General features: G+C 40.3%; 24 protein-coding genes. 23 read left to right on the top strand and 1 reads right to left on the bottom strand.

The genetic code is table 11. The features are described from left to right. The first annotated feature begins 119 nt into the window (after nt 1-119). The 9 genes from HMPREF2987_RS02040 to HMPREF2987_RS02000 all read left to right on the top strand — a co-directional run bounded on the left by HMPREF2987_RS02040 (nt 120) and on the right by HMPREF2987_RS02000 (nt 8265). Nucleotides 120-398 carry a 1,4-dihydroxy-2-naphthoate prenyltransferase gene (locus HMPREF2987_RS02040; RefSeq protein ID WP_075229119.1) on the top strand — a complete coding sequence of 93 codons (279 nt, stop codon included), beginning with the start codon at nt 120-122 and terminating at the stop codon, nt 396-398. Between the two features lie 107 nt (nt 399-505). Beyond that, nucleotides 506-1096, top strand: a complete 591-nt coding sequence (locus tag HMPREF2987_RS02035) for a class I SAM-dependent methyltransferase (RefSeq protein WP_142995334.1) — start codon at nt 506-508, stop codon at nt 1094-1096. Further along, on the top strand, nt 1093-2376 hold the full coding sequence (locus tag HMPREF2987_RS02030; protein ID WP_075229117.1) for a pyrimidine-nucleoside phosphorylase: 1284 nt from the start codon (nt 1093-1095) through the stop codon (nt 2374-2376). Before HMPREF2987_RS02035 ends, HMPREF2987_RS02030 begins: the two co-directional genes overlap by 4 nt. Before the next feature lie 17 nt (nt 2377-2393). Beyond that, nucleotides 2394-3056, top strand: coding sequence for a deoxyribose-phosphate aldolase (deoC, locus tag HMPREF2987_RS02025; protein ID WP_075229116.1), 663 nt, complete (start codon nt 2394-2396; stop codon nt 3054-3056). Beyond that, nucleotides 3043-3432 (top strand): cytidine deaminase, encoded by a 390-nt coding sequence (locus tag HMPREF2987_RS02020; RefSeq protein WP_075229115.1) that lies wholly within the window; start codon nt 3043-3045, stop codon nt 3430-3432. Before deoC ends, HMPREF2987_RS02020 begins: the two co-directional genes overlap by 14 nt. A gap of 90 nt (nt 3433-3522) precedes the next feature. Further along, nucleotides 3523-4575 (top strand): BMP family lipoprotein, encoded by a 1053-nt coding sequence (locus tag HMPREF2987_RS02015; RefSeq protein ID WP_075229114.1) that lies wholly within the window; start codon nt 3523-3525, stop codon nt 4573-4575. 144 nt (nt 4576-4719) lie between these two features. Continuing rightward, a complete protein-coding gene (locus tag HMPREF2987_RS02010) occupies nt 4720-6255 on the top strand; it encodes an ABC transporter ATP-binding protein (RefSeq protein ID WP_075229113.1) in 1536 nt (511 codons plus the stop codon). Then, nucleotides 6248-7306 carry an ABC transporter permease gene (locus HMPREF2987_RS02005; protein WP_075229112.1) on the top strand — a complete coding sequence of 353 codons (1059 nt, stop codon included), beginning with the start codon at nt 6248-6250 and terminating at the stop codon, nt 7304-7306. The genes HMPREF2987_RS02010 and HMPREF2987_RS02005 overlap by 8 nt, the downstream gene beginning before the upstream one ends. A gap of 2 nt (nt 7307-7308) precedes the next feature. Further along, the gene (locus HMPREF2987_RS02000) at nt 7309-8265 is read left to right on the top strand and encodes an ABC transporter permease (RefSeq protein WP_061862953.1); all 957 of its coding nucleotides are present in this window, start codon (nt 7309-7311) and stop codon (nt 8263-8265) included. A 94-nt stretch (nt 8266-8359) separates the two neighbouring features. Here HMPREF2987_RS02000 and plsY read toward each other — a convergent pair whose 3' ends face one another. Next, nucleotides 8360-9001 carry a glycerol-3-phosphate 1-O-acyltransferase PlsY gene (plsY, locus tag HMPREF2987_RS01995; RefSeq protein WP_075229111.1) on the bottom strand — a complete coding sequence of 214 codons (642 nt, stop codon included), beginning with the start codon at nt 8999-9001 and terminating at the stop codon, nt 8360-8362. A gap of 220 nt (nt 9002-9221) precedes the next feature. Here plsY and HMPREF2987_RS01990 point away from each other — a divergent pair, with 220 nt between their 5' ends. The 14 genes from HMPREF2987_RS01990 to HMPREF2987_RS01925 all read left to right on the top strand — a co-directional run bounded on the left by HMPREF2987_RS01990 (nt 9222) and on the right by HMPREF2987_RS01925 (nt 23914). Next, complete coding sequence (locus HMPREF2987_RS01990) at nt 9222-9863, top strand: amino acid ABC transporter permease (protein ID WP_075229110.1); 642 nt, start codon at nt 9222-9224, stop codon at nt 9861-9863. Nucleotides 9864-9873: 10 nt separating this feature from the next. Beyond that, a complete protein-coding gene (locus HMPREF2987_RS01985) occupies nt 9874-10503 on the top strand; it encodes an amino acid ABC transporter ATP-binding protein (protein ID WP_075229109.1) in 630 nt (209 codons plus the stop codon). A gap of 9 nt (nt 10504-10512) precedes the next feature. Beyond that, complete coding sequence (locus HMPREF2987_RS01980) at nt 10513-11355, top strand: amino acid ABC transporter substrate-binding protein (protein WP_075229108.1); 843 nt, start codon at nt 10513-10515, stop codon at nt 11353-11355. A 127-nt stretch (nt 11356-11482) separates the two neighbouring features. Further along, the gene (gene parE / locus HMPREF2987_RS01975) at nt 11483-13426 is read left to right on the top strand and encodes a DNA topoisomerase IV subunit B (RefSeq protein ID WP_075229107.1); all 1944 of its coding nucleotides are present in this window, start codon (nt 11483-11485) and stop codon (nt 13424-13426) included. A gap of 33 nt (nt 13427-13459) precedes the next feature. Beyond that, nucleotides 13460-13867: a YkvA family protein gene (locus HMPREF2987_RS01970; protein WP_075229106.1), complete on the top strand. Its 408-nt coding sequence runs from the start codon at nt 13460-13462 to the stop codon at nt 13865-13867. A gap of 51 nt (nt 13868-13918) precedes the next feature. Beyond that, a complete protein-coding gene (locus tag HMPREF2987_RS01965) occupies nt 13919-14461 on the top strand; it encodes a hypothetical protein (protein ID WP_075229105.1) in 543 nt (180 codons plus the stop codon). Next, nucleotides 14451-15269, top strand: a complete 819-nt coding sequence (locus tag HMPREF2987_RS01960) for an aminoglycoside 6-adenylyltransferase (RefSeq protein WP_075229104.1) — start codon at nt 14451-14453, stop codon at nt 15267-15269. The genes HMPREF2987_RS01965 and HMPREF2987_RS01960 overlap by 11 nt, the downstream gene beginning before the upstream one ends. Nucleotides 15270-15622: 353 nt before the next feature. Then, nucleotides 15623-18100: a DNA topoisomerase IV subunit A gene (parC, locus tag HMPREF2987_RS01955; RefSeq protein WP_075229103.1), complete on the top strand. Its 2478-nt coding sequence runs from the start codon at nt 15623-15625 to the stop codon at nt 18098-18100. 133 nt (nt 18101-18233) lie between these two features. After that, nucleotides 18234-19256 carry a branched-chain amino acid aminotransferase gene (locus HMPREF2987_RS01950; RefSeq protein WP_075229102.1) on the top strand — a complete coding sequence of 341 codons (1023 nt, stop codon included), beginning with the start codon at nt 18234-18236 and terminating at the stop codon, nt 19254-19256. Between the two features lie 21 nt (nt 19257-19277). Continuing rightward, entirely contained in the window at nt 19278-21245 is a 1968-nt protein-coding gene (locus HMPREF2987_RS01945; RefSeq protein WP_075229101.1) for a peptide ABC transporter substrate-binding protein, read from the top strand. Between the two features lie 34 nt (nt 21246-21279). Beyond that, nucleotides 21280-21969 (top strand): DUF969 domain-containing protein, encoded by a 690-nt coding sequence (locus HMPREF2987_RS01940; RefSeq protein WP_075229100.1) that lies wholly within the window; start codon nt 21280-21282, stop codon nt 21967-21969. After that, entirely contained in the window at nt 21966-22889 is a 924-nt protein-coding gene (locus HMPREF2987_RS01935; protein ID WP_075229099.1) for a DUF979 domain-containing protein, read from the top strand. The genes HMPREF2987_RS01940 and HMPREF2987_RS01935 overlap by 4 nt, the downstream gene beginning before the upstream one ends. Before the next feature lie 13 nt (nt 22890-22902). Further along, nucleotides 22903-23547 (top strand): pyroglutamyl-peptidase I, encoded by a 645-nt coding sequence (gene pcp / locus HMPREF2987_RS01930; RefSeq protein ID WP_075229098.1) that lies wholly within the window; start codon nt 22903-22905, stop codon nt 23545-23547. 136 nt (nt 23548-23683) lie between these two features. Further along, entirely contained in the window at nt 23684-23914 is a 231-nt protein-coding gene (locus HMPREF2987_RS01925; protein WP_075229097.1) for a DUF2969 domain-containing protein, read from the top strand. Nucleotides 23915-24004 lie beyond the last annotated feature (90 nt).

The raw sequence follows: 24004 nt of genomic DNA, 5'->3' as shown, positions 1-24004 counted from the left end.
ATATCCTCGTTTGATATCTTAGTATACCATATTTTGGAAAGAATGACATCCGACCATTTGAGAAAAAGCACTTTCTTTGTTAAAATATAAGTGGGAAAACCTATAAAGGAGGTGCTAAGATGAAAACGAGATTAAGAGATAAGATCTTGGTTTTGATCAGTCTGTTTGTAGTTGTCTTATGGTTATCACCAAACTGGATTAATTTTTCCTTTTCTATCGGACTTCACTCCTATAACTGGACTATTTTTGTCCTTTTTATTTTATTGCCCCTCATAGGTCTTGGCTACCTTGTGCTAGCATTCTTTGAAAGAAAGTGGTGGCTCTTCTTTTTTGGTTTAGCTTGTATCTTTGCTTTTCCGATTACCATGGCAGTAGGGAGCTTTTTACTAGGGCCCTAATGCTAATCAGAACTTATATTATTTTTGTGGAAATACAACATGATTTAAGGGCTTGATACCTTTGAAAACGATTTACAAATAACTTATTTTTGTGGTAAAATAGAACTATGAGTAAAATGTATTATGCAGAAAATCCAGATGCAGCTCATGATGTTCACGAACTTAGAGTTGAGCTCCTTGGGCAAAAGATGACCTTTTTAACAGATGCTGGTGTCTTTAGTAAAAAAATGATTGACTTCGGAAGTCAGTTGTTGTTAAGATGCCTTGATGTTGAAAAAGGTGAAAAAATTCTTGATGTTGGTTGTGGCTACGGTCCAATAGGCTTGTCTTTGGTTAAGGCTTATGATGCCCAGGCGACTATGGTGGATATCAATAACCGTGCCCTGGATTTAGCCCAGCAAAATGCAGTAAAAAACAAGGTTCAAGCGACTATTTTCCAGTCTAATATTTATGAGCAGGTAGAAGGACAATTTAACCATGTCATTTCGAATCCGCCCATACGTGCAGGCAAGCAAGTAGTTCACGAAATCATCGAAAAAAGTATAGACTTTTTAGTAGACGGTGGAGATTTGACTATTGTCATCCAAAAGAAACAAGGAGCTCCTAGTGCCAAAAGTAAGATGGAAGATGTATTTGGCAATTGCGAGATTGTAAAAAAAGATAAGGGATATTATATCCTTAGAAGTGTGAAAGAATGAGAGCAGTAGATCTAATCCAGAAAAAAAGAGACGGGCAAGAACTTAGTTCGAACGAAATCCAATGGTTGATTGAAGGCTATGTGGCAGGAACTGTTCCTGACTACCAAATGTCGGCTTTTGCCATGGCAGTTTACTTCCAAGGAATGACCACGAGAGAAATTTCTGATTTAACCATGAATATGGTTAAGACAGGTCAGGAGTTTGATTTGTCAGCTATAGATGGTGTCAAGGTCGATAAACACTCTACGGGCGGTGTTGGTGACAAGGTAACTTTAATTCTAGCACCCTTGGTAGCCAGTTTTGATGTCCCAGTGGCTAAGATGAGCGGTAGGGGCTTAGGCCACACTGGTGGTACTATCGATAAATTAGAATCCATCAAAGGTTTTCAGATTGAACGAAGTCAGGATGACTTTATCAAACAAGTTCAAGATATTGGGGTCTCAGTTATTGGTCAGTCTGATCAATTGGTCAAAGCGGATAAGTTACTCTATGCCCTTCGTGATGTGACGGCAACGGTTGATACCATTCCTTTGATTGCTAGCTCTGTTATGAGTAAAAAGATTGCTGCTGGAGCTGATGCTATCTTACTTGATGTAACAGTCGGTGAAGGCGCATTTATGAAAACAGTTGACGAGGCACGCCAACTTGCTCAAACCATGGTAAACCTTGGTAAGGCTGTAGGTCGTAAGACAGTAGCAGTTATTACAGATATGAGTCAACCTTTGGGACGCGCCATTGGTAACCGTTTAGAAATCCTAGAAGCACTAGAAATTCTTCAAGGTAAAGGACGTCAAGATATTAGCCACTTTATCTGCGAGCTAGCCCAGATTATGCTATCTTTAGCAAATGTTGAAAAAACTGTCGAGGAAGTAAGGCAACATCTTGAAAACGGTAAGGCTCTCAAGAAATTTGAAGAGATGGTTCTAGCTCAGGGTGGAGACCTAGAAGACCTCTATCGTTCAGTAAAAGTTGACCATGTAGTTGACATTCCTGCTCAGGAGGATGGTATTATCGCAGAACTTCCAGCTATGGAGTTTGGTCTTTTTGCCATGAGATTGGGTGCTGGTCGTGCCGTTAAAACAGATGCCCTTGACTATGAGACAGGTATCGTTTTTGAGAAGAAAGTGGGAGATTCGGTCAAACAGGGTGAAATTGTCGCAAAAGTATATACAAATGGGAAAATTTCTCCGGAACTAGTTACAGATTTCCAAAATTATGTTAAAATTAAGATAAGTGATGAAGCGATCAAAACGCGTGAAATCATTGAAATTATCTCCTAATTTAAGGAAAAAACGAAATGAAACTAAATAAATACATTGATCATACGCTTTTAAAGCAAGATGCAACAGAAGAACAAATTGATCGTTTGTTATCTGAAGCTAAAGACTTTGATTTTGCCAGTGTTTGTGTCAATCCTTGCTGGGTTTCGCATGCAAAAACTGCACTCGTAGATACTGATGTCAAGGTTTGTACAGTAGTAGGCTTCCCTCTTGGAGCTACAACTTCAGCTGTCAAGGCTTATGAAACCAAAGAAGCTATCCAAAATGGTGCTGACGAAATTGATATGGTTATCAATGTTGGTGCACTCAAATCAGGAAATGCTGCATTAGTTGAGTCAGATATTCGAGCAGTTGTTGAAGCAAGCGAAGACAAACTCGTTAAGGTTATTATCGAGGCTTGTTTATTAACTGATGAGGAAAAAGTTCTGGCTTGCCAGCTAGCCCAGAAAGCAGGAGCAGACTTTGTCAAGACGTCAACAGGTTTCTCAACAGGTGGAGCGACTTTGCCAGATGTTCAATTAATGCGCCAGACAGTTGGACCTGATATGGGGGTTAAGGCTGCTGGAGGCGCACGTTCTTATGCAGATGCAGTAGCCTTTGTTGAAGCTGGAGCTACTCGTATCGGAACATCTTCTGGTGTAGCAATCTTAAAAGGAGAGTTAGCAGATGGCGACTACTGAGTTGATTGACTTAGCGATTGAGACTAGTAAAAACGCCTATGTACCCTATTCACATTTTCCAATTGGTGCCGTTCTGGTTGCTAAGGACGGAAGTGTATATACAGGATGCAATATTGAAAATGCTAGCTACCCCTTGACCAACTGTGGTGAGAGAACAGCCATTTTTAAAGCTGTCTCTGAAGGACAACGTGAGTTTTCAGAATTGATTGTCTATGGTCAAACTGAGAAACCTATTTCTCCTTGCGGAGCTTGTCGCCAAGTTATGGTCGAATTTTTTAAACCAGATCTAAAGGTGACTTTAGTTGCCAAAGATAAATCGACGGTCGAGATGACGGTCGGGGAATTACTTCCATACTCATTTACAGACTTGAAATAGTCTGTGTCACTCTCTGAGTGGCAAGGGTCCTTGTGACCAATCAATCCATACTTGCAACTTCGTTGCGCATCTTATTTAGGAGGTTCAGTAATGAACAAGAAACAATGGCTAGGCCTTGGTCTAGTTGCAGTAGCAGCATTTGGACTTGCTGCATGTGGTAATCGCTCTTCTCGTAATGCAGCTTCTTCTTCTGATGTGAAGACTAAAGCAGCTATCGTTACAGATACTGGTGGTGTTGATGATAAATCATTCAACCAATCAGCTTGGGAAGGTCTTCAAGCTTGGGGTAAAGAACACAACCTTTCAAAAGACAATGGTTACACTTACTTCCAATCAACAAGTGAAGCTGACTACGCTAACAACTTGAACCAAGCAGCGGGAAGCTACAATTTGATTTTCGGTGTTGGTTTTGCCCTTCACAACGCTGTTGAAGAAGCAGCAAAAGAACACGCAGACTTGAACTACGTTTTGATCGACGATGTTATCAAGGACCAAAAGAACGTTGCTAGTGTTACTTTCGCAGATAACGAAGCAGCTTACCTTGCAGGTGTTGCAGCAGCTAAAACTACAAAAACTAAACAAATTGGTTTTGTAGGTGGTATGGAATCTGAAGTTATTTCACGTTTTGAAGCAGGTTTCAAAGCAGGTGTTGCCTCTGTTGACTCATCAATCAAGGTTCAAGTAGACTATGCTGGATCATTTGGTGACGCAGCTAAAGGTAAAACAATTGCAGCAGCACAATATGCAGCTGGTGCAGACGTAGTTTACCAAGTGGCTGGTGGTACTGGTGCAGGTGTCTTCTCAGAAGCTAAATCTATCAACGAAAGCAAAAATGAAGACGAAAAAGTTTGGGTTCTTGGTGTAGACCGTGACCAAGCAGAAGAAGGTAAATACACTTCTAAAGATGGTAAAGAATCAAACTTTGTACTTGCTTCTACTTTGAAACAAGTTGGAACAACAGTTCAAGACCTTTCTAACAAAGCAGAAAAAGGTGAATTCCCTGGTGGTCAAGTTATCGTTTATTCATTGAAAGATAAAGGTGTTGACTTGGCAGTAACAAACCTTACTGAAGAAGCTAAGAAAGCTGTTGAAGAAGCTAAAGCTAAAATCCTTGATGGTAGCATCAAAGTTCCTGAAAAATAAATAAAGGAAGTCATTTCTTAGGAAGCGGCCTTGGGCCGCTTCTTTAAGAATTGGAGCAAATTGATTTTGTCTCAATAGAGCTTGTTAAGATTTCATTTTAACAAGTTTTATTGAAATAAAATAAAATTCTGAAAGGAAGAGCACATGGCACACGAAAATGTCATTGAGATGCGTGAAATTACCAAAGTTTTTGGTGAATTTGTCGCTAACGACAAGATCAACCTAGAACTTCGCAAAGGTGAGATTCATGCACTTTTAGGAGAAAACGGAGCAGGTAAGTCCACGCTTATGAATATGCTAGCGGGGCTACTTGAACCAACTAGTGGTGAAATTGTAGTAAATGGACAGGTTGTTAAACTGGATTCACCGTCGAAAGCTGCTAGTCTAGGGATTGGGATGGTTCACCAACACTTTATGTTGGTTGAGGCCTTCACAGTTGCTGAAAATATCATTTTGGGAAGTGAATTGACCAAAAACGGTGTGCTAGATATTGCTCGCGCAACTCGAGAAATCAATGAATTGTCTGAACGCTATGGTTTGGCGGTAGATCCCTCTGCTAAGGTAGCAGATATCTCTGTCGGAGCTCAACAACGCGTTGAGATTTTGAAAACTCTCTATCGTGGAGCAGACATTCTTATCTTTGACGAACCGACTGCTGTTTTAACACCATCAGAAATCGATGAGTTGATGGCTATCATGAAGAACCTAGTTAAGGAAGGCAAATCAATCATCCTCATCACTCACAAGTTAGATGAGATTCGTGCTGTGTCTGACCGTGTTACAGTTATCCGTCGTGGTAAATCTATCGAGACTGTTGAGATTGTTGGTGCAACCAATGCTGACCTAGCAGAAATGATGGTTGGGCGTTCGGTTTCCTTCAAAACTGAGAAACAGCCAGCTCAACCAAAAGAAGTTGTACTATCTATCAAAGATTTAGTAGTCAATGAAAACCGTGGGGTTCCAGCAGTTAAAAATCTTTCTCTCGATGTTCGAGCTGGTGAGATTGTTGGGATTGCCGGAATTGATGGGAATGGTCAGTCTGAATTGATCCAAGCTATCACAGGACTTCGTAAAATCGAGTCAGGTAGCGTAGAGTTAAAAGGTCAATCTATTTCTGGCTTACATCCTCGTCAAATCACGGAAATGAGTGTGGGACACGTTCCAGAAGACCGCCATCGTGATGGCTTGGTTTTGGATATGATGATTTCAGAAAATATCGCTCTACAAACCTATTACAAAGAACCACTTAGCAAGAACGGAATTCTTAATTACACAAATATCATTTCTCATGCCAAAAAATTGATGGAAGAGTTTGATGTTCGTGCCGCTAGTGAGATAGTACCAGCAGCAGCACTTTCAGGAGGAAATCAACAAAAAGCGATTATCGCTCGTGAAATTGATCGAGATCCTGATCTCCTTATCGTCAGCCAACCAACTCGTGGTCTGGATGTCGGTGCCATTGAGTACATTCACAAACGTTTGATTGAAGCACGTGATAATGGTAAGGCTGTCCTTGTAGTCAGCTTTGAGTTGGATGAGATTTTAAATGTCTCTGATAGAATTGCCGTTATCCACGATGGTAAGATTCAAGGGCTTGTGACACCAGAAACAACCAACAAGCAAGAGCTTGGTGTCTTGATGGCTGGTGGTAACTTGGAAAAGGAGAAGAGTGATGTCTAAAAAATTACAACAAATTTCGGTTCCCTTGATTTCTGTTTTCCTTGGAATCTTGCTTGGAGCCATCGTCATGTGGATTTTTGGCTATGATGCCATCTGGGGCTATGAAGAATTGTTCTATACGGCCTTTGGTAGTGTTCGTGGTATCGGTGAAATTTTCCGTGCTATGGGTCCGTTAGTCTTGATCGCTCTAGGGTTTGCAGTTGCAAGTCGTGCTGGTTTCTTTAACGTTGGTCTTCCAGGACAAGCCCTCGCGGGTTGGGTTCTTAGTGGCTGGTTTGCCCTGACTCATCCTGATATGCCACGTCCTTTGCTGATTCTCGCAACCATTATCATTGCGCTAGTTGCAGGGGGGATTGTTGGTGCGATTCCAGGTGTTCTTAGAGCTTATCTTGGAACATCTGAGGTTATTGTTACCATCATGATGAACTACATTGTTCTTTATGTGGGAAATGCCTTTATCCACCACTTCCCTAAAGATATTATGCAGAGTACTGACTCATCCATTCGTGTCAGTGCCAATGCAACCTATCAGACACCATGGCTTGCTGAGTTAACAGGAAATTCTCGTATGAACATCGGTATTTTCTTTGCTATCATTGCAGTCGGTGTTATCTGGTTCATGCTTAAAAAGACAACTCTAGGTTTTGAAATTCGTGCAGTTGGTTTGAACCCAAATGCTTCTGAATATGCAGGTATTTCAGCTAAACGCACCATCATCCTATCAATGATTATCTCAGGTGCCCTTGCAGGTCTAGGTGGAGCAGTAGAAGGACTTGGGACCTTCCAAAACGTTTATGTCCAAGGTTCATCATTGGCGATCGGCTTTAACGGAATGGCGGTAAGTCTACTTGCTGCAAACTCACCGATTGGAATTCTATTTGCAGCCTTCTTGTTCGGAGTACTTCAAGTTGGAGCACCTGGTATGAATGCTGCTCAAGTGCCATCTGAGCTTGTAAGTATCGTTACAGCCTCAATTATCTTCTTTGTCAGTGTTCATTACATCATCGAACGCTTTGTCAAACCAAGAAAACAACTTAAAGGAGGTAAATAAGGATGTCGATTACAACAATGTTAACCCTTATGGTTTCTTCAATGTTGATTTACTCAGCACCACTTATTTTCACAAGTATCGGAGGAGTTTTCTCTGAACGTGGTGGAGTTGTTAACGTTGGTCTTGAAGGAATCATGGTCATGGGTGCCTTTTCTGGAGTTGTTTTTAACCTTGAATTTGCTCAAGATTTAGGAGCAGCGACTCCTTGGTTGGCTCTTCTAGTTGGTGGATTAGTCGGAGCTATCTTCTCGCTCATTCACGCAGTGGCTACAGTTCATTTCCGTGCCGACCATGTTGTCAGTGGTACCGTACTTAACTTGATGGCGCCAGCCTTGGCTGTTTTCTTGGTAAAAGTCCTCTATAACAAGGGGCAGACGGACAACTTGGTTCAAACCTTTGGACGTTTTGATTTCCCAGTCTTGGCCAATATTCCATTTCTAGGAGATATCTTCTTCAAGTCAACCAGTTTACTTGGTTACCTTGCAATTGCTTTCTCATTCCTAGCTTGGTTTATCCTCTTTAAGACTCGCTTTGGACTTCGCCTTCGTTCAGTTGGTGAACATCCACAAGCAGCGGATACATTGGGAATCAATGTCTACAAGATGAGATATCTTGGAGTTGTGATTTCAGGTTTCCTTGGGGGAATCGGAGGAGCTATCTATGCTCAGTCAATTTCCGTCAATTTCTCAGTTACAACGATTGTAGGACCAGGATTTATTGCTCTTGCAGCTATGATCTTTGGGAAGTGGAATCCTGTCGGAGCTATGCTTTCAAGTCTCTTCTTCGGACTATCACAGAGTTTGGCAGTTATTGGTTCACAACTTCCTTTCTTACAAGGAGTTCCAACTGTTTACTTGCAGATTGCACCATATCTCTTGACCATCGTCGTCCTAGCAGCCTTCTTTGGAAAAGCTGTTGCGCCGAAGGCGGATGGTATCAACTATATCAAATCTAAATAAACACAAACGAGGCTGGGAAAAATCCCGACCTCGTTTTTTAGTGTTTGAAATGAAAATCTGGCGAAAACTTCATTTTTATATCCCATCCTCTTCTCTATTTTTTAGGTTTTTGATGGGTGATATTTAGCCCCCAAGGAACTAGGTTCTCGGTTTTGTTTTGAATACGATTGATATTATCCTTATGACGTATGATTACAATTCCCGCGAGTGTTATGATAATAAGAGTGAAGAGGAGATCGTAATTACTTAAGATAAAGCCGAAGAGTGGAAAAATTAGAGCTCCCAAAACAGCAGCAAGGGCAGCAGTAACACTAGAGAGAGAAATCATGCTTCCTAGATATAGAGTTCCAAAGAAGACAACTGCTAGATAGAGGCAAAATAGAGGAGCAAATCCGAAAATGACTCCAGCACTAGTTGCGACAGCCTTTCCTCCTTTAAATCCTGCAAATACCGGGAAGGTATGCCCAATCACAGCTAAAAGGCCAAAGACTAAAGGGGAGACACCTTGAACTTGAAAGATAAGGGGAAGTAGGGTTGCGATGGTTCCTTTGAAAAAGTCAATCACGAAGGTTGCCATACCCGCTTTTTTACCTAAAATACGGAAGGTATTGGTTGTTCCAGTATTGCCAGAACCATGTTCACGTAAATTTATCTTAAAGAAGGCTAGTCCAATCCAAAGTCCTGAAGGGATTGACCCCAGCAGATAGGCTAAAATTAATAATACTATTGTCATCATGCATCTATTATACCATGAAATTGGTGAGAAGCGGAAGGAATCTCTTCTCATTTTGTGACATCTGAAGTATTTGTCTTAGAAGTGAAATTTTCGATAAAAATAGTGATTTTTCTACAGAATCTGATAGTGAATGAGTGAAAAATCATGAAAATTTCAGAAATATCTTGTGTTTATGTTTATTTATGCTATAATGGGAACAATTATTTTTAGGAGGTGGACTATGTCTTACATATTTGAGATATTACCAAGTTTATTGAGCGGTGCGACAATGACTTTACAAGTATTTGCACTGGTCTTGCTCTTTTCAATCCCTCTAGGTATCATCATTGCCTTTTGTTTACAGGTTCATTGGAAACCCCTCCATTATATAATTGACATTTATATCTGGATAATGCGTGGGACACCCTTACTTTTGCAACTAATTTTTATTTATTATGTCCTACCAAGTATCGGGATTCGACTAGATCGGGTACCAGCAGTGATTATTGCCTTCACGCTTAATTATGCAGCCTACTTTGCAGAAATATTCCGTGGAGGAATTGCAACTATTCCTCAGGGACAATACGAGGCCGCCAAGGTCTTGAAATTGAAACCTTTTGATACCGTTCGCTATATCATCTTGCCTCAGGTCACTAAGATTGTTTTACCAAGTGTATTTAACGAGGTTATGAGTTTGGTTAAAGATACTTCTTTGGTCTATGCACTCGGTATTTCTGATCTGATCCTAGCCAGTCGAACTGCAGCCAATCGTGATGCCAGCTTGATTCCAATGTTTCTAGCAGGAGCTATTTATCTGCTTATGATTGGTATTGTTACGATTATAGCTAAGAAACTTGAGAAAAAGTTTAGCTACTATAGATAGGAGGTTATCCATGTTAGAGTTAAAAAATATCAGCAAAAAATTTGGAAAAAAAGAAATTTTATCCAATTTTAATGTGACAATTCCTGAAAAGCAGATTTTGGCCATCGTTGGACCTTCTGGTGGTGGGAAGACAACCTTGCTTAGAATGTTAGCTGGACTTGAAACCATTGATTCAGGTGAGATTTTTTATAATGGAGACTCCCTACCTTTGAATGAACTTGAAAAGCGCTACTTGTTAGGTTTTGTTTTTCAAGATTTTCAGCTTTTTCCTCACTTATCCGTTATGGAGAACTTGATTTTGTCACCCATCAAAACTATTGGGATGTCTGAAGCAGATGCCAAGAAGAAGGCAACTGACTTACTCGCTCGTCTGGGGCTCGAAGCTCACGCAGATGTTTATCCATACTCATTATCTGGTGGTCAAAAGCAACGGGTTGCCTTAGCACGCGCTATGATGATAGATCCTGAAGTGATTGGTTATGACGAACCAACTTCAGCCCTTGACCCAGAGTTGCGTCTTGAGGTTGAAAAACTAATTCTACAAAATCGAGAATTAGGCATGACTCAGATTGTTGTGACTCACGATCTCAAGTTTGCAGAGAATATAGCTGACCAGATTCTCAAAGTAGAGCCTAAGTAGGAGGTATCGATGAATCGAAAGAAAATCAGCCTTGTTTTGGTATTCTTACTTGCTTTTTTTCTAGTAGGATGCACACAAAAAGCTAGTGATCCCAAAGTTGATAATTGGGATAAATACCAACAACAAGGAAGCATTACTATTGGATTTGACAATACCTTTGTTCCTATGGGGTTTGAAGAAAAGAATGGCCAATATGTCGGATTTGATATTGACTTAGCCCAGGCTGTTTCTGAGAAACTTGGTTTCAAGGTACAGTTTCAACCCATTGATTGGGATATGAAGGAAACAGAACTTCAAAACGGCACCATTGATGCTATCTGGAATGGATATTCAGCGACTGATGAACGCCGTGAGAAGGTTGCTTTTACCATTCCTTACATGGAAAATCAGCAGGTTCTAGTCTCTAAGAAATCTCAGAATATACAATCAGTGTCTGATATGACAGGCAAGGTTTTGGGTGCCCAGACAGGATCTTCTGGTTATATAGATTTCGAAGCCCAACCAGAACTCTTAAAAAATATTGTAAAAGATAAGAAGGCAAACCAATATCAAAGTTTTACAGAAGCCTTGATTGACCTGCAAAATGATCGGATTGATGCCCTCTTAATAGACCGTGTTTACGCCAATTATTATCTTGAAACTGAAGGAATTTTAGACCAGTATGAGATTTTTCCAGCTGGTTTTGAGAGCGAGTCTTTTGCAGTTGGAGTGAGACCAGCTGATAAGACCTTGTTAGCGAATTTGAATCAAGCTTTTGTGGAATTGTATCAAGATGGAAAATTCCAAGAAATTAGCCAAAAATGGTTTGGTGAAGATATTGCAACAAGTCAAGTTAAAGGAAAAGAAAACTGAGACTCTCGTCTTGGTTTCTTTTTTTGAGGAATAAACAATTGAGTTCAAATCTGCTCAATTAGAAAAATTTTGCAAAATCCCTAGAAAACCTGTAAAATAGTAAAGATGAACGAATAGGAGGTTCCTTGTGTCAAAAAAGGAAATCAATATTAACAATTATAATGATGACGCCATTCAGGTGCTAGAAGGGTTGGATGCGGTCCGTAAACGTCCAGGGATGTATATCGGATCGACCGATGGTGCTGGTCTCCACCACCTAGTCTGGGAAATCGTTGATAATGCGGTCGATGAGGCCTTGTCTGGATTTGGTGACCGCATCGATGTGACAATCAATAAAGACGGAAGTTTAACAGTTCAAGACCACGGACGTGGAATGCCGACTGGAATGCACGCTATGGGAATTCCAACGGTTGAGGTTATCTTTACCATCCTTCACGCCGGAGGGAAATTCGGTCAGGGTGGTTATAAGACATCAGGTGGTCTCCACGGGGTTGGATCTTCTGTCGTCAATGCCCTCTCTAGTTGGTTAGAGGTAGAAATTACTCGTGATGGGGCTGTTTACAAGCAACGTTTTGAAAATGGTGGGAAGCCCGTCACTACCTTGGAGAAAATTGGTACAGCACCAAAATCTAAGACAGGTACCAAAGTGACCTTCATGCCTGATGCCAGTATCTTTTCTACGACAGACTTCAAGTACAATACCATTTCAGAGCGTCTCAATGAGTCAGCTTTTCTCTTGAAGAATGTAACCTTGTCATTAACGGACAAGCGAACAGATGAAGCAATTGAATTCCATTATGAGAACGGGGTACAAGACTTTGTTTCCTACCTCAACGAAGACAAGGAAACCTTGACACCAGTTCTATACTTTGAAGGGGAAGACAATGGTTTCCAAGTAGAAGTAGCCCTCCAGTACAATGATGGATTTTCAGATAACATTCTGTCCTTTGTAAATAACGTCCGTACCAAAGACGGTGGAACGCATGAGACAGGACTCAAGTCAGCCATTACCAAGGTTATGAATGACTATGCACGTAAGACGGGGCTTCTCAAGGAAAAAGATAAAAATCTGGAAGGGTCAGATTATCGTGAAGGTTTATCAGCTGTTCTTTCTATCCTAGTTCCGGAAGAGCATCTTCAGTTTGAAGGACAGACTAAGGACAAATTGGGAAGCCCATTGGCTCGTCCTGTTGTGGATGGAATTGTGGCGGATAAGTTGACCTTCTTCCTTATGGAAAATGGGGAATTAGCTTCGAATCTGATTCGTAAAGCCATCAAGGCTCGTGATGCCCGTGAAGCAGCACGTAAAGCGCGTGATGAGAGCCGAAATGGTAAGAAAAATAAAAAAGACAAGGGCTTACTTTCTGGTAAATTAACGCCAGCCCAGTCTAAAAATCCAGCTAAGAACGAGCTCTACCTTGTTGAGGGTGATTCTGCCGGTGGCTCTGCCAAGCAAGGGCGTGACCGCAAGTTCCAGGCTATCTTGCCACTTCGTGGTAAGGTCATCAATACAGCCAAGGCCAAGATGGCAGATATCCTCAAAAACGAAGAAATCAACACTATGATTTATACCATCGGTGCTGGTGTTGGGGCAGACTTCTCTCTTGAAGATGCCAACTATGACAAGATCATTATCATGACCGATGCGGACACCGATGGTGCCCACATTCAAACCCTTCTCTTAACATTCTTTTATCGCTACATGCGTCCACTAGTCGAGGCAGGACATGTCTATATCGCCCTTCCACCTCTTTACAAGATGTCCAAAGGTAAAGGCAAGAAAGAAGAAGTGGCCTATGCTTGGACAGACGGAGAACTGGAAGAACTCCGTAAGCAGTTTGGCAAAGGAGCCACTCTCCAACGATATAAAGGTCTTGGTGAGATGAATGCAGACCAACTCTGGGAAACAACCATGAACCCAGAAACTCGTACCCTCATCCGTGTCACGATTGAGGATTTAGCACGCGCAGAACGCCGCGTCAATGTCCTCATGGGAGATAAAGTCGAACCACGCCGTAAGTGGATTGAAGATAATGTCAAGTTTACTTTAGAAGAAGCAACAGTGTTTTAAAATTAGGATATAAATACAAATGGAGGACAAGATATGTCTGAAAATCTAAGTGAAGAGCAAGTTAAAGAAGCTCTTGAAAGTGGTTATGCGCAATCTGAGACATTATTAAACGATAAAGATGAATTAGATGATTTTTTGTACCGTTTGGAGCAAAAAATTAAAGAGATGCCATTGGTTGGTAAGAAATTTACAATGATCCCAGTCATGATTTCTTTAGTGAAAAATTATGTTCAAGGGAAATATACAACGGTTCCTTATGGGACTATTTTAGCTGTTTTAAGCGCACTTATTTATTTCCTTGCTCCTATTGATATTTTTCCTGATTTCATTCCGCTAGCAGGTTACTTGGACGATATGGCGGTTCTAGGACTTTGTATGAATATGGTCAAGACAGACATTGAAAACTTTGATAAATGGCGTCAGACTCAAGGATTGATTTGAAAAAAATCGTCTATAGTTCTTAATTTTAGATCTCTAAAAGAGGTATAAATCATGATAAGTATATTGTCCGATACTCCTTTTCTTGTGATTGTCCTGGCTCTATGTGTAGTTACGTATATGATTGCTAAACCAGGAAAACCTGAGAAAATTCGCTTTCTTGAATTCTTGCTATTAACTATAGTAACCACAGGTGTCTTTTTATTTGATAATCCTTTAAGGTCTAATCCTTATGCAGGTTTGCTCTTCTATGTTTTTGATTTTTATATTTTCACACCAGTGAGCCTTGCTTTTGGATTCACAGCTATTTATAAGAGCAATAAACATATCAAACATTATCCTAGTGGTTACTCAAAATTTCTTAAGATAAATGCCTGGTTTTTAGCAATATTTTCGATTATTAACTTCCTATTTTTAATGCTGACGGAAGAAATGGGAATTATGTTACTACTACCACTTTTTGGAATCAGTTCAATTATCCAATTTATAGTCGGAGAGTTAGAGAGAAAAAGAATTCAGAAGCTTCTTCAGCAAAGAAAAGAAGATGCTGATATTCAGAACATAGAGACCACTGAGGAAGAACCACATGAGAACTGACCAGGAAATACTGGGACTGATTTTACAAATAGCTAAAAAATTACAGGTTGATGCTGTTGCACTATCTGGTTCACGTACTGATACAAAAGCACCAAAAGATGAGTTTCAGGATTATGATGTTGTTTATGTCGTTGAGAATTTTGAAGAACTAATTTCAGACTTGTCCTGGCTGGATCAGTTTGGCGATCGTCTGATTGAGCAGCATAATATCCTAGGAAACCGTCGTCTCTACCTCATGCTTTTTGAAGATGGTAATCGAATTGATCTAACCCTCTGCCCAAAAGAACACATGAAAGAATGGGTAGATAGCGAAGCTGCTTATACAGTTTTAATAGACGAGAAGAGCTTGTTTGAGTCCTATTCTCCAAGTCCAGAGCGTTTTTGGATACATCCAGCTAGTAATTCGGATTTTGAAAAAACTTGCAATGAATTTTGGTGGGTGTCAACCTACGTGGTCAAAGGAATTTGTCGTAAGCAAGTCATTTATTCGACCGATCATCTCTACGGTATTTGTCAGCAGGAATTGTTAAAAGTATTGGCTTGGCAGGTTGCAAGTGATAGGGGAACAGTCGACATCGGTAAAAATTACAAGTACCTCTTTAACTACTTGCCAATTGAGAAGGAGAAGGAATTCTCTGCTCTTCTTGATTTTTCAAGTTTAGACAAAATTACTCAGTCTTTATTAGCAACCATGGAATTTTTCCACCAGGAAGCTCAATATCTTGCTCAAAAGATGGGCTTTAAGTATGAAAAAGAAGTGGCTGAGAAGATGATTGAGTATGCTGAGGAAAACCTTCTAAATCACTAAGAAAATAAAGAACACAATTCAAAACTTTAAACTACAGAAAGGATAGTTTGGTTACTAGAAGTAACTGAACACGGGACTAATTTCTGTAAAGTATCCTTTACTGTATAAAAACCTACTCTACATTCTTTGAAAGGAGTTGAACACGCCCTAAAAGCTGTGTGAAAACTCCTGACGCTTCTTTTAAAACGTATTTTAAACTACAGAAAGGATAGTTTGGTTACTAGAGGTAACTGAACACGGGACTAATTTCTTATGAAAAAAGATAAATCGTCTAGGGTTCATTGAACCCTGCATCGATTTCCTATTTTTCTACAGAAATTTTCGGCAGGCCGAATCGTCCCTTTGTATCTTATATGAGTAATATCCAAAATATGTCCTTGGAGGACATCATGGGAGAGCGCTTTGGTCGCTACTCCAAGTACATCATTCAAGACCGGGCTTTGCCAGACATTCGGGATGGATTGAAGCCAGTTCAACGTCGTATTCTTTATTCTATGAATAAGGATGGCAATACTTTTGACAAGAGCTACCGTAAGTCAGCCAAGTCTGTCGGAAATATCATGGGGAATTTCCACCCACACGGGGACTCTTCTATCTATGATGCCATGGTCCGTATGTCTCAGGACTGGAAAAACCGTGAGATTCTAGTTGAAATGCACGGGAATAACGGTTCCATGGATGGAGATCCACCTGCGGCTATGCGTTATACGGAAGCTCGTTTATCAGAGATTGCTGGCTACCTTCTTCAAGATATCGATAAAAAGACAGTTCCCTTTGCTTGGAACTTTGACGATACCGAGAAAGAGCCAACTGTCTTACCAGCAGCCTTTCCAAACCTCTTAGTCAATGGTTCTACAGGTATTTCAGCTGGTTATGCCACAGATATTCCACCACATAATTTGGCTGAAGTTATTGATGCGACAGTCTACATGATTGATCACCCAACTGCCAAGGTTGATAAGTTGATGGAATTCTTGCCTGGACCAGACTTCCCTACAGGAGCTATCATCCAAGGTCGTGACGAGATCAAAAAGGCCTATGAAACTGGTAAGGGGCGCGTGGTCGTTCGTTCCAAGACTGAAATCGAGAAACTGAAAGGTGGTAAGGAACAAATCGTTATCACTGAGATTCCCTATGAGATTAATAAGGCTAACTTAGTCAAGAAAATCGATGAAGTCCGTGTCAATAACAAGGTGGCAGGTATTGCTGAGGTTCGAGATGAGTCTGACCGTGACGGTCTTCGCATTGCTATCGAACTCAAGAAAGATGCGAACACTGAGCTTGTTCTCAACTACCTTTTCAAGTATACTGACTTGCAAATCAACTACAACTTCAACATGGTTGCGATTGACAATTTTACCCCTCGTCAGATTGGAATTGTGCCTATCTTATCTAGCTATATTGCTCACCGTCGTGAGGTCATCTTGGCACGTTCTCGCTTTGACAAGGAAAAGGCTGAAAAACGTCTCCATATCGTGGAAGGTTTGATTCGTGTCATCTCTATTTTAGATGAAGTCATTGCTCTTATCCGTGCTTCTGAGAACAAGGCTGATGCCAAGGAAAACCTCAAGGTCAGCTATGATTTTACTGAAGAGCAGGCTGAAGCTATTGTTACCTTGCAACTATACCGTTTGACCAATACAGACGTAGTTGTCTTGCAGGAAGAAGAAGCAGAACTTCGCGAAAAAATTGCTATGCTGGCGGCTATCATTGGTGACGAACGAACCATGTACAATCTCATGAAGAAAGAACTCCGTGAAGTCAAGAAGAAATTTGCGACTCCACGTTTGAGTTCTTTAGAGGATACTGCTAAAGTGATTGAGATTGATACTGCTAGTTTGATCGCTGAAGAAGATACATACGTCAGTGTGACTAAGGCTGGCTACATCAAACGTACCAGCCCACGTTCATTTGCAGCTTCAACACTTGAAGAAATTGGTAAACGGGACGACGACCGATTGCTCTTTGTTCAATCTGTCAAAACTACTCAGCACCTCTTAATCTTTACAACGCTTGGAAATGTCATTTACCGACCAGTCCATGAGTTAGCAGATATACGTTGGAAGGATATCGGAGAGCATTTGAGCCAGTCTATTACAAACTTTGAAACCAATGAAGAAGTGATCTATGTAGAAGTTGTGGATCAGTTTGATGATGCGACAACCTACTTTGCGGCGACTCGCCTTGGGCAGATCAAACGTGTCGAACGCAAAGAATTCTCTCCATGGAGAACCTACCGTTCTAAATCTGTCAAATATGCCAAGTTGAAAGATGATACTGACCAGATTGTAGCAGTAGCTCCGATTAAATTGGATGATGTTCTCTTGATTAGTCGAAACGGTTATGCCTTACGCTTTAACATCGAAGAGGTTCCAGTCATCGGTGCCAAGGCTGCAGGTGTCAAAGCCATGAATCTCAAAGCAGATGATGAGCTTCAATCTGCCTTTATCTGCAATACTTCATCCTTCTATCTGTTAACGCATCGTGGAAGTCTTAAGCGCGTTTCGATTGAGGAAATTCCAGCAACCAGTCGTGCTAATCGTGGTCTTCAAGTCCTTAGAGAATTGAAGAGTAAACCACATCGTGTCTTCCTTGCCGGTGCAGTTTCTGAACAAGGATTTGTTGGAGATCTCTTCAGTACAGAAGTAGAAGATGGCGAACAAACTCTGGTTGTTCAATCAAATAATGGCACGACTTACGAAGCAATCCTACAAGATTTGAATCTATCAGAACGAACTAGCAACGGTAGCTTTATTTCAGATACTATTTCTGACGAAGAAGTTTTTGATGCCTACCTCAAAGACGTTTTTAAAGATGATAAGGAAAGCTAAGAAAAGGACCAGTCCCAGTGACTGGTTTCTTTTTTTGGTAAAATTTTCAGAAAATTACAAAAAATACTTGAATTTTTTAGAGAATAGTGTAGAATAGAACACATAGCTTTGATTAGAATAAGAGGAGAAGAATATGCCAGTTGCTATTGATTGGGAAAACCTTGGTTTTGCCTATATGAAATTACCTTATCGTTATATTGCTCATTACTCAAATGGTCAATGGAACCAAGGAGAATTGACTGAGGATTCTACTCTCCATATTTCTGAATCATCACCAAGTCTTCACTATGGACAACAAGCCTTTGAAGGCTTGAAAGCCTATCGTACCAAGGATGGAAGTATTCAACTCTTTCGTCCAGATGAAAATGCTAAACGATTGCAACGTACTTGTGACCGTCTCTTGATGCCCCAAGTTTCAACAGAAATGTTTGTAGAAGCTTGTAAGGCAGTCGTCCTCGCCAATCAAGAATACGTACCACCTTATGGAACTGGTGGAACCCTTTATCTTCGTCCACTTTTGATTGGTGTGGGAGATATCATTGGGGTAAAACCAGCAGAAGAGTATATCTTTACAATCTTTGCCATGCCGGTTGGAAATTACTTCAAAGGTGGATTGGTGCCAACAAATTTCTTGATACAAGATGAATATGACCGTGCTGCTCCACATGGAACAGGAGCTGCCAAGGTGGGTGGTAACTATGCAGCCAGCCTCCTACCTGGGAAAATAGCTAAATCCCGTCACTTTTCAGATGTTATTTATCTTGACCCAGCTACACACACCAAGATTGAAGAAGTTGGTTCAGCGAACTTCTTTGGAATTACAGCTGATAATGAGTTTGTAACGCCATTGAGTCCATCGATCTTGCCATCTATTACCAAGTACTCATTGCTTTACTTGGCAGAGCATCGTTTGGGCATGACACCTGTTGAGGGAGATGTGCCAATTGATAACTTGGATCGATTTGTAGAAGCAGGTGCCTGTGGAACTGCAGCTGTTATTTCACCCATTGGAGGAATTCAGCACGGAGATAAACTTCATGTCTTTTACAGTGAGACAGAAGTCGGACCAGTAACTCGTAGATTATACGATGAATTGACAGGTATCCAATTTGGTGACGTTGAAGCACCAGAAGGATGGATTGTAAAAGTAGATTAAAAAATTTTAAAGGAGATCTTTATGAAAACGAAAAAATGGATGTTAACAGCAGGACTTGTCCTGAGTACAACGGTTCTTCTTGTAGCTTGTGGAAAAGCAGATAAAGAAGCGGACGCACCTACAACTTTCTCTTATGTCTATGGAGTGGATCCATCATCCTTAGACTACAGTATTGCCACTCGTACATCAACTACTGATATCGTCGGGAACGTTGTTGATGGATTAATGGAAAATGATGAATACGGGAATGTAATTCCTTCCTTAGCTGAGGATTGGACTGTTTCAAAAGATGGATTGACTTATACTTATAAACTTCGTAAAGGAGTTAAATGGTATACCTCAGAGGGTGAAGAATATGCTGAAGTAACTGCGCATGACTTTGTTACTGGACTAAAACACGTAGCAGATGGTAAATCAGACGGTGTCACTCTTATTCAAAACTCCATTAAGGGCTTGAATGAATATATGACTGGTGAGACTAATGATTTCTCTACAGTCGGTGTTAAGGCCTTAGACGATTATACAGTCGAGTATACATTGAATGCACCAGAAAGTTTCTGGAATTCAAAAGTAACCACAGCAACCATGTTGCCTGTAAATGAAGAGTTCCTCAAAGCTTCTGGTAAGAATTACGGAGCAGTTAGCCCATCTGGTATCCTTTATAACGGTCCATATATCTTGAAGACTTTGACTTCTAAATCCTTAATCGAATATGAAAAGAATCCAAATTATTGGGATAAAGAAAAGGTGAAAATCGAGAAGGTTAAACTGACCTACTATGATGGTTCAGACCAAGAATCCTTGATTCGTAGTTTCTCGTCAGGTGCCTACACAACTGCTCGACTTTTCCCAAGTAGTTCAAACTTTGCTTCAACTTTAGAACAATACGGGGATAAAATCACCTACAGTCCACAAGATTCAAATAGTTACTACTTTACCTTCAATGTAAATCGTCAGTCTTACAATAAAACTGCTAAAACGAGTGATGAGCAGAAGTCTTCTACGAAAGAAGCCATGTTGAACAAGGATTTCCGTCAGGCTATCAACTTTGCCTTCAACCGTCATTCTTATGCTGCACAACTAAATGGTGAAGAAGGTGCTGATAAGATTATTCGTAACAGCCTAGTGCCAGACAATTTTGTACAATCTGGCGGCAAAAACTTTGGTGATATTGCTCAAGCAGAATTGATTAACTATGGAGACCAATGGAAAGGTGTTGAGCTTGTTGATGGAAAAGATACAATCTACAATCCTGATAAAGCCAAAGCATCATTCGAAAAAGCTAAGAAAGAGTTGGAATCAAAAGGTGTAACCTTCCCAATTCACTTGGATGTCCCAGTTGAACAAACAGATACAATTGCTGTTCAACAAAGCAATTCCTTCAAGCAATCAATCGAATCAACACTTGGTGCCGAAAATGTTGTCATTGATGTCCTTCAGATGACAGATAACGAAAAAGAAAGCATTACATCTCAAGCACGTGTTCCCGCTCAAAAAGACTACGACTTGAACAGTACTGGATGGTCTCCAAGTTATCAGGACCCAGCATCTTATTTGAATATCATGGATCCAAAAACTGGTTCTGCTATGAAACACCTTGGTATTACTAAAGGAAAAGACAAGGAAGTCGTAGCTCAACTTGGTTTGGATCAGTATAAGAAACTCTTGGATGATGCAGCTTCTGAGACAAATGACTTGGACAAGAGATATGAAAAATATGCCAAAGCTCAAGCATGGCTTACAGATAGTTCTCTCTTGATGCCAACGGCTTCATCAGGTGGTTCACCAGTTGTTAGCAACGTCGTTCCTTTCTCAAAACCATACTCACAAGTTGGTATCAAAGGTGATCCATATATCTTTAAAGGCATGAGATTGCAAAAAGAGATTGTGACTACTAAAGAATATGAAGCTGCTCTTGAAAAATGGCAAAAAGAAAAATTAGAATCAAACAGTAAATACCAAAAAGAACTAGAAAATCATGTCAAATAAAACAGACTAGTATTTTTGGAATAAAGGGGCCTATATGGAATGGATTAAACTAATAGGGATAGTTATCATTGTGGTTGGTTTTATCTATAAATTAGATACCATCGCAACGGTAGTCTTAGCTAGTTTAGTTACAGCTCTAGTTTCTGGAGTTTCTCTTATTGAGTTCTTGGAAATTTTAGGAAGAGAATTTAGCAATCAACGAGTTCTTACGATTTTTATGGTAACCTTGCCCTTGGTCGGTTTATCTGAAACTTTTGGACTCAAGCAACGTTCAATTGACTTGATTCAAAGGATAAAGGGGCTGACCGTAGGAAGTTTTTATACCGTTTATTTCTTTTTTCGGGAACTCGACAGCTTCTTTGCCATTCGTATCGGAGGGCAGCCGCAGTTTGTAAGGCCTCTGGTTCAACCCATGGGACAAGCAGCGGCAGAGTCACAATTAGGTAGAAAATTAACGGAGCAGGAGAGCGAAGCGCTAAAAGCGCGTGCAGCAGCAAATGATAATTTTGCAAATTTCTTTGCTCAGAACACTTTCGTTGGTGCAGGTGGTGTCCTCTTGGTGGGGGGCACTCTGGACCAATTAGGTTACGAAAGTAATTATGCAGGGATCGCTTCGGCTTCTCTTATTGTTGCAGGAGTTGCCTTGCTTGTGGTAGGGCTGTACAATTACTTATTTGATAGAAAATTGCTAGCGAATAAGCTTAGTAAAGGAAAAGAAGAATGACCAATCTAGCAAGACAGTTATTAGAGTTAACCTATATTGTGATTGGTTGTCAATTTCTTCACACGGCCTATTGTAGCTATAAAGACAAAACAAACCCAGTTCGATATGGAACAGCTGGGTTTTGGGCTTTATTGGGCATCAGTTTTATCGGTGGCTCTTATCTACCTTCTATCTGTATTGGAGTTATCGTAGTGCTATTAGCCCTACTAACACTCTTTAAACAGGTTCGTATAGGAACCTTACCGCCTCTGGATGATGTCAAGGCAAACTTTGAAGCCAAACGATTAAAGAATAAGATTTTTATTCCGGTCATGTTGATGGCTATAATGGCGTTGGTATTAGCAAAAATGATCCCTGAGTTTAGTAAGATTGCTATCAGCCTTGCAGCATTTTTTGCAACCATCTCTCTTTTATTGATTACTAAGAGTTCTCCTAAAAGCTTGCTGGCAGAAAATAATCGTATGGTTCAGCAAGTCTCAACTAGTGGGATTGTTCCCCAACTATTAGGAGCTTTGGGGGCTATTTTTACTGTAGCTGGAGTTGGAGATTTAATGTCACATCTGATAAGTGGTTTTGTGCCTTCGGGGAGTCGGTTGATGGGTGTAGTGGCTTATGTGTTGGGAATGGTTCTATTTTCAATGATTATGGGAAATGCCTTTGCGGCCTTTACTGTCATAACTGCTGGAATTGGTGTTCCCTTTGTATTTTCCTTGGGAGCCGATCCAATCGTGGCAGGTTCTCTTGCTATGACAGCAGGTTGTTGTGGAACTTTATTAAGCCCAATGGCTGCCAATTTCAATACCTTACCTGTAGCACTTTTGGATATGAAAGATCCAAATGGGGTTATCAAAGCGCAAGTAGGAGTAGCTATTGTCATGATTATCATACATGTATTTTTGATGTACTTTTTGGCATTTTAGCAAAGGAAATAAAATGAAAATATTAGTTACAGGTTTTAATCCGTTTGGTGGTGAAAAAGTTAATCCAGCCTTGGAAGCTGTTAAATTATTACCGAAAGAAATCCATGGGGCTGAGGTTTATTGGGCAGAAATCCCAACGGTCTTTTATCAATCAGCAGAGGTTTTAGAAGCAGAAATAGTTCGATATCAACCGGATGTTGTGCTTTGCATAGGACAAGCAGGAGGAAGAGCGAGTTTAACTCCTGAGAGAGTCGCTATCAATCAAGATGATGCTAGAATTCCAGATAATCAAGGGAATCAGCCGATTGACACTCCTATACGCCTGAACGGACAAGCAGCCTATTTTAGCACACTACCTATTAAGGCAATAGTTCAAGCGATTAAAGAAGAAGGGTTACCAGCTACAGTGTCCAATACAGCAGGAACCTTTGTTTGCAATCATTTGATGTATCAGGCTCTCTATTTAGCGGATAAGAAATTTCCCCATATGAGAGCAGGTTTTATGCATATTCCCTATATGACAGAACAAGTGTTGAACAAGCCTAATACGGCATCTATGTGCTTAACAGATATTGTCAGAGGTATTGAGGCAGCTATTAGAGCTATCGTAGACTATAAAGATAAGGACTTGAAGTTAGCAGGTGGTACAATCCATTAATAATGAACTATCTCTAGATAAAAAAATTCTATATTTTTAACAAAAACTCTGTATCAAGGTTGGGCCTGATATAGAGTTTTTTCTTGCCAGTTTTCTAAATTTCTTGTACAATAGGAAGAGTGAAAAGAGGTAGAGTATGAGTAAAAAAGATAAAAAAATTGAAATTCAATTAACGGATGCAACTGTTTTAGTTGGGAAAGAAAAGTATGACGGTTACACTTTAACCATTGGTAAAAAGATCATTGGTGAAATTGCCGAATTAGATAATCAATTTGCGATCATAAAGAATGGAAATGTCGATAGTTTTTATAAAAAACTTGAAAAAGCTGTGGAAATTTTGATTGAAAACTATAATTTAGCAAAATAATGCTTGTTTTTTGTAAATTTTCATGATATAATAGACTCTGTTAATTGTCGGAGAGATAGCGAAGAGGCTAAACGCGGCGGACTGTAAATC

The sequence above is a fragment of the Streptococcus sp. HMSC067H01 genome, assembly GCF_001814775.1.
Lineage (GTDB): Bacteria > Bacillota > Bacilli > Lactobacillales > Streptococcaceae > Streptococcus.
This window is presented reverse-complemented; position numbering and strand designations above follow the sequence as displayed.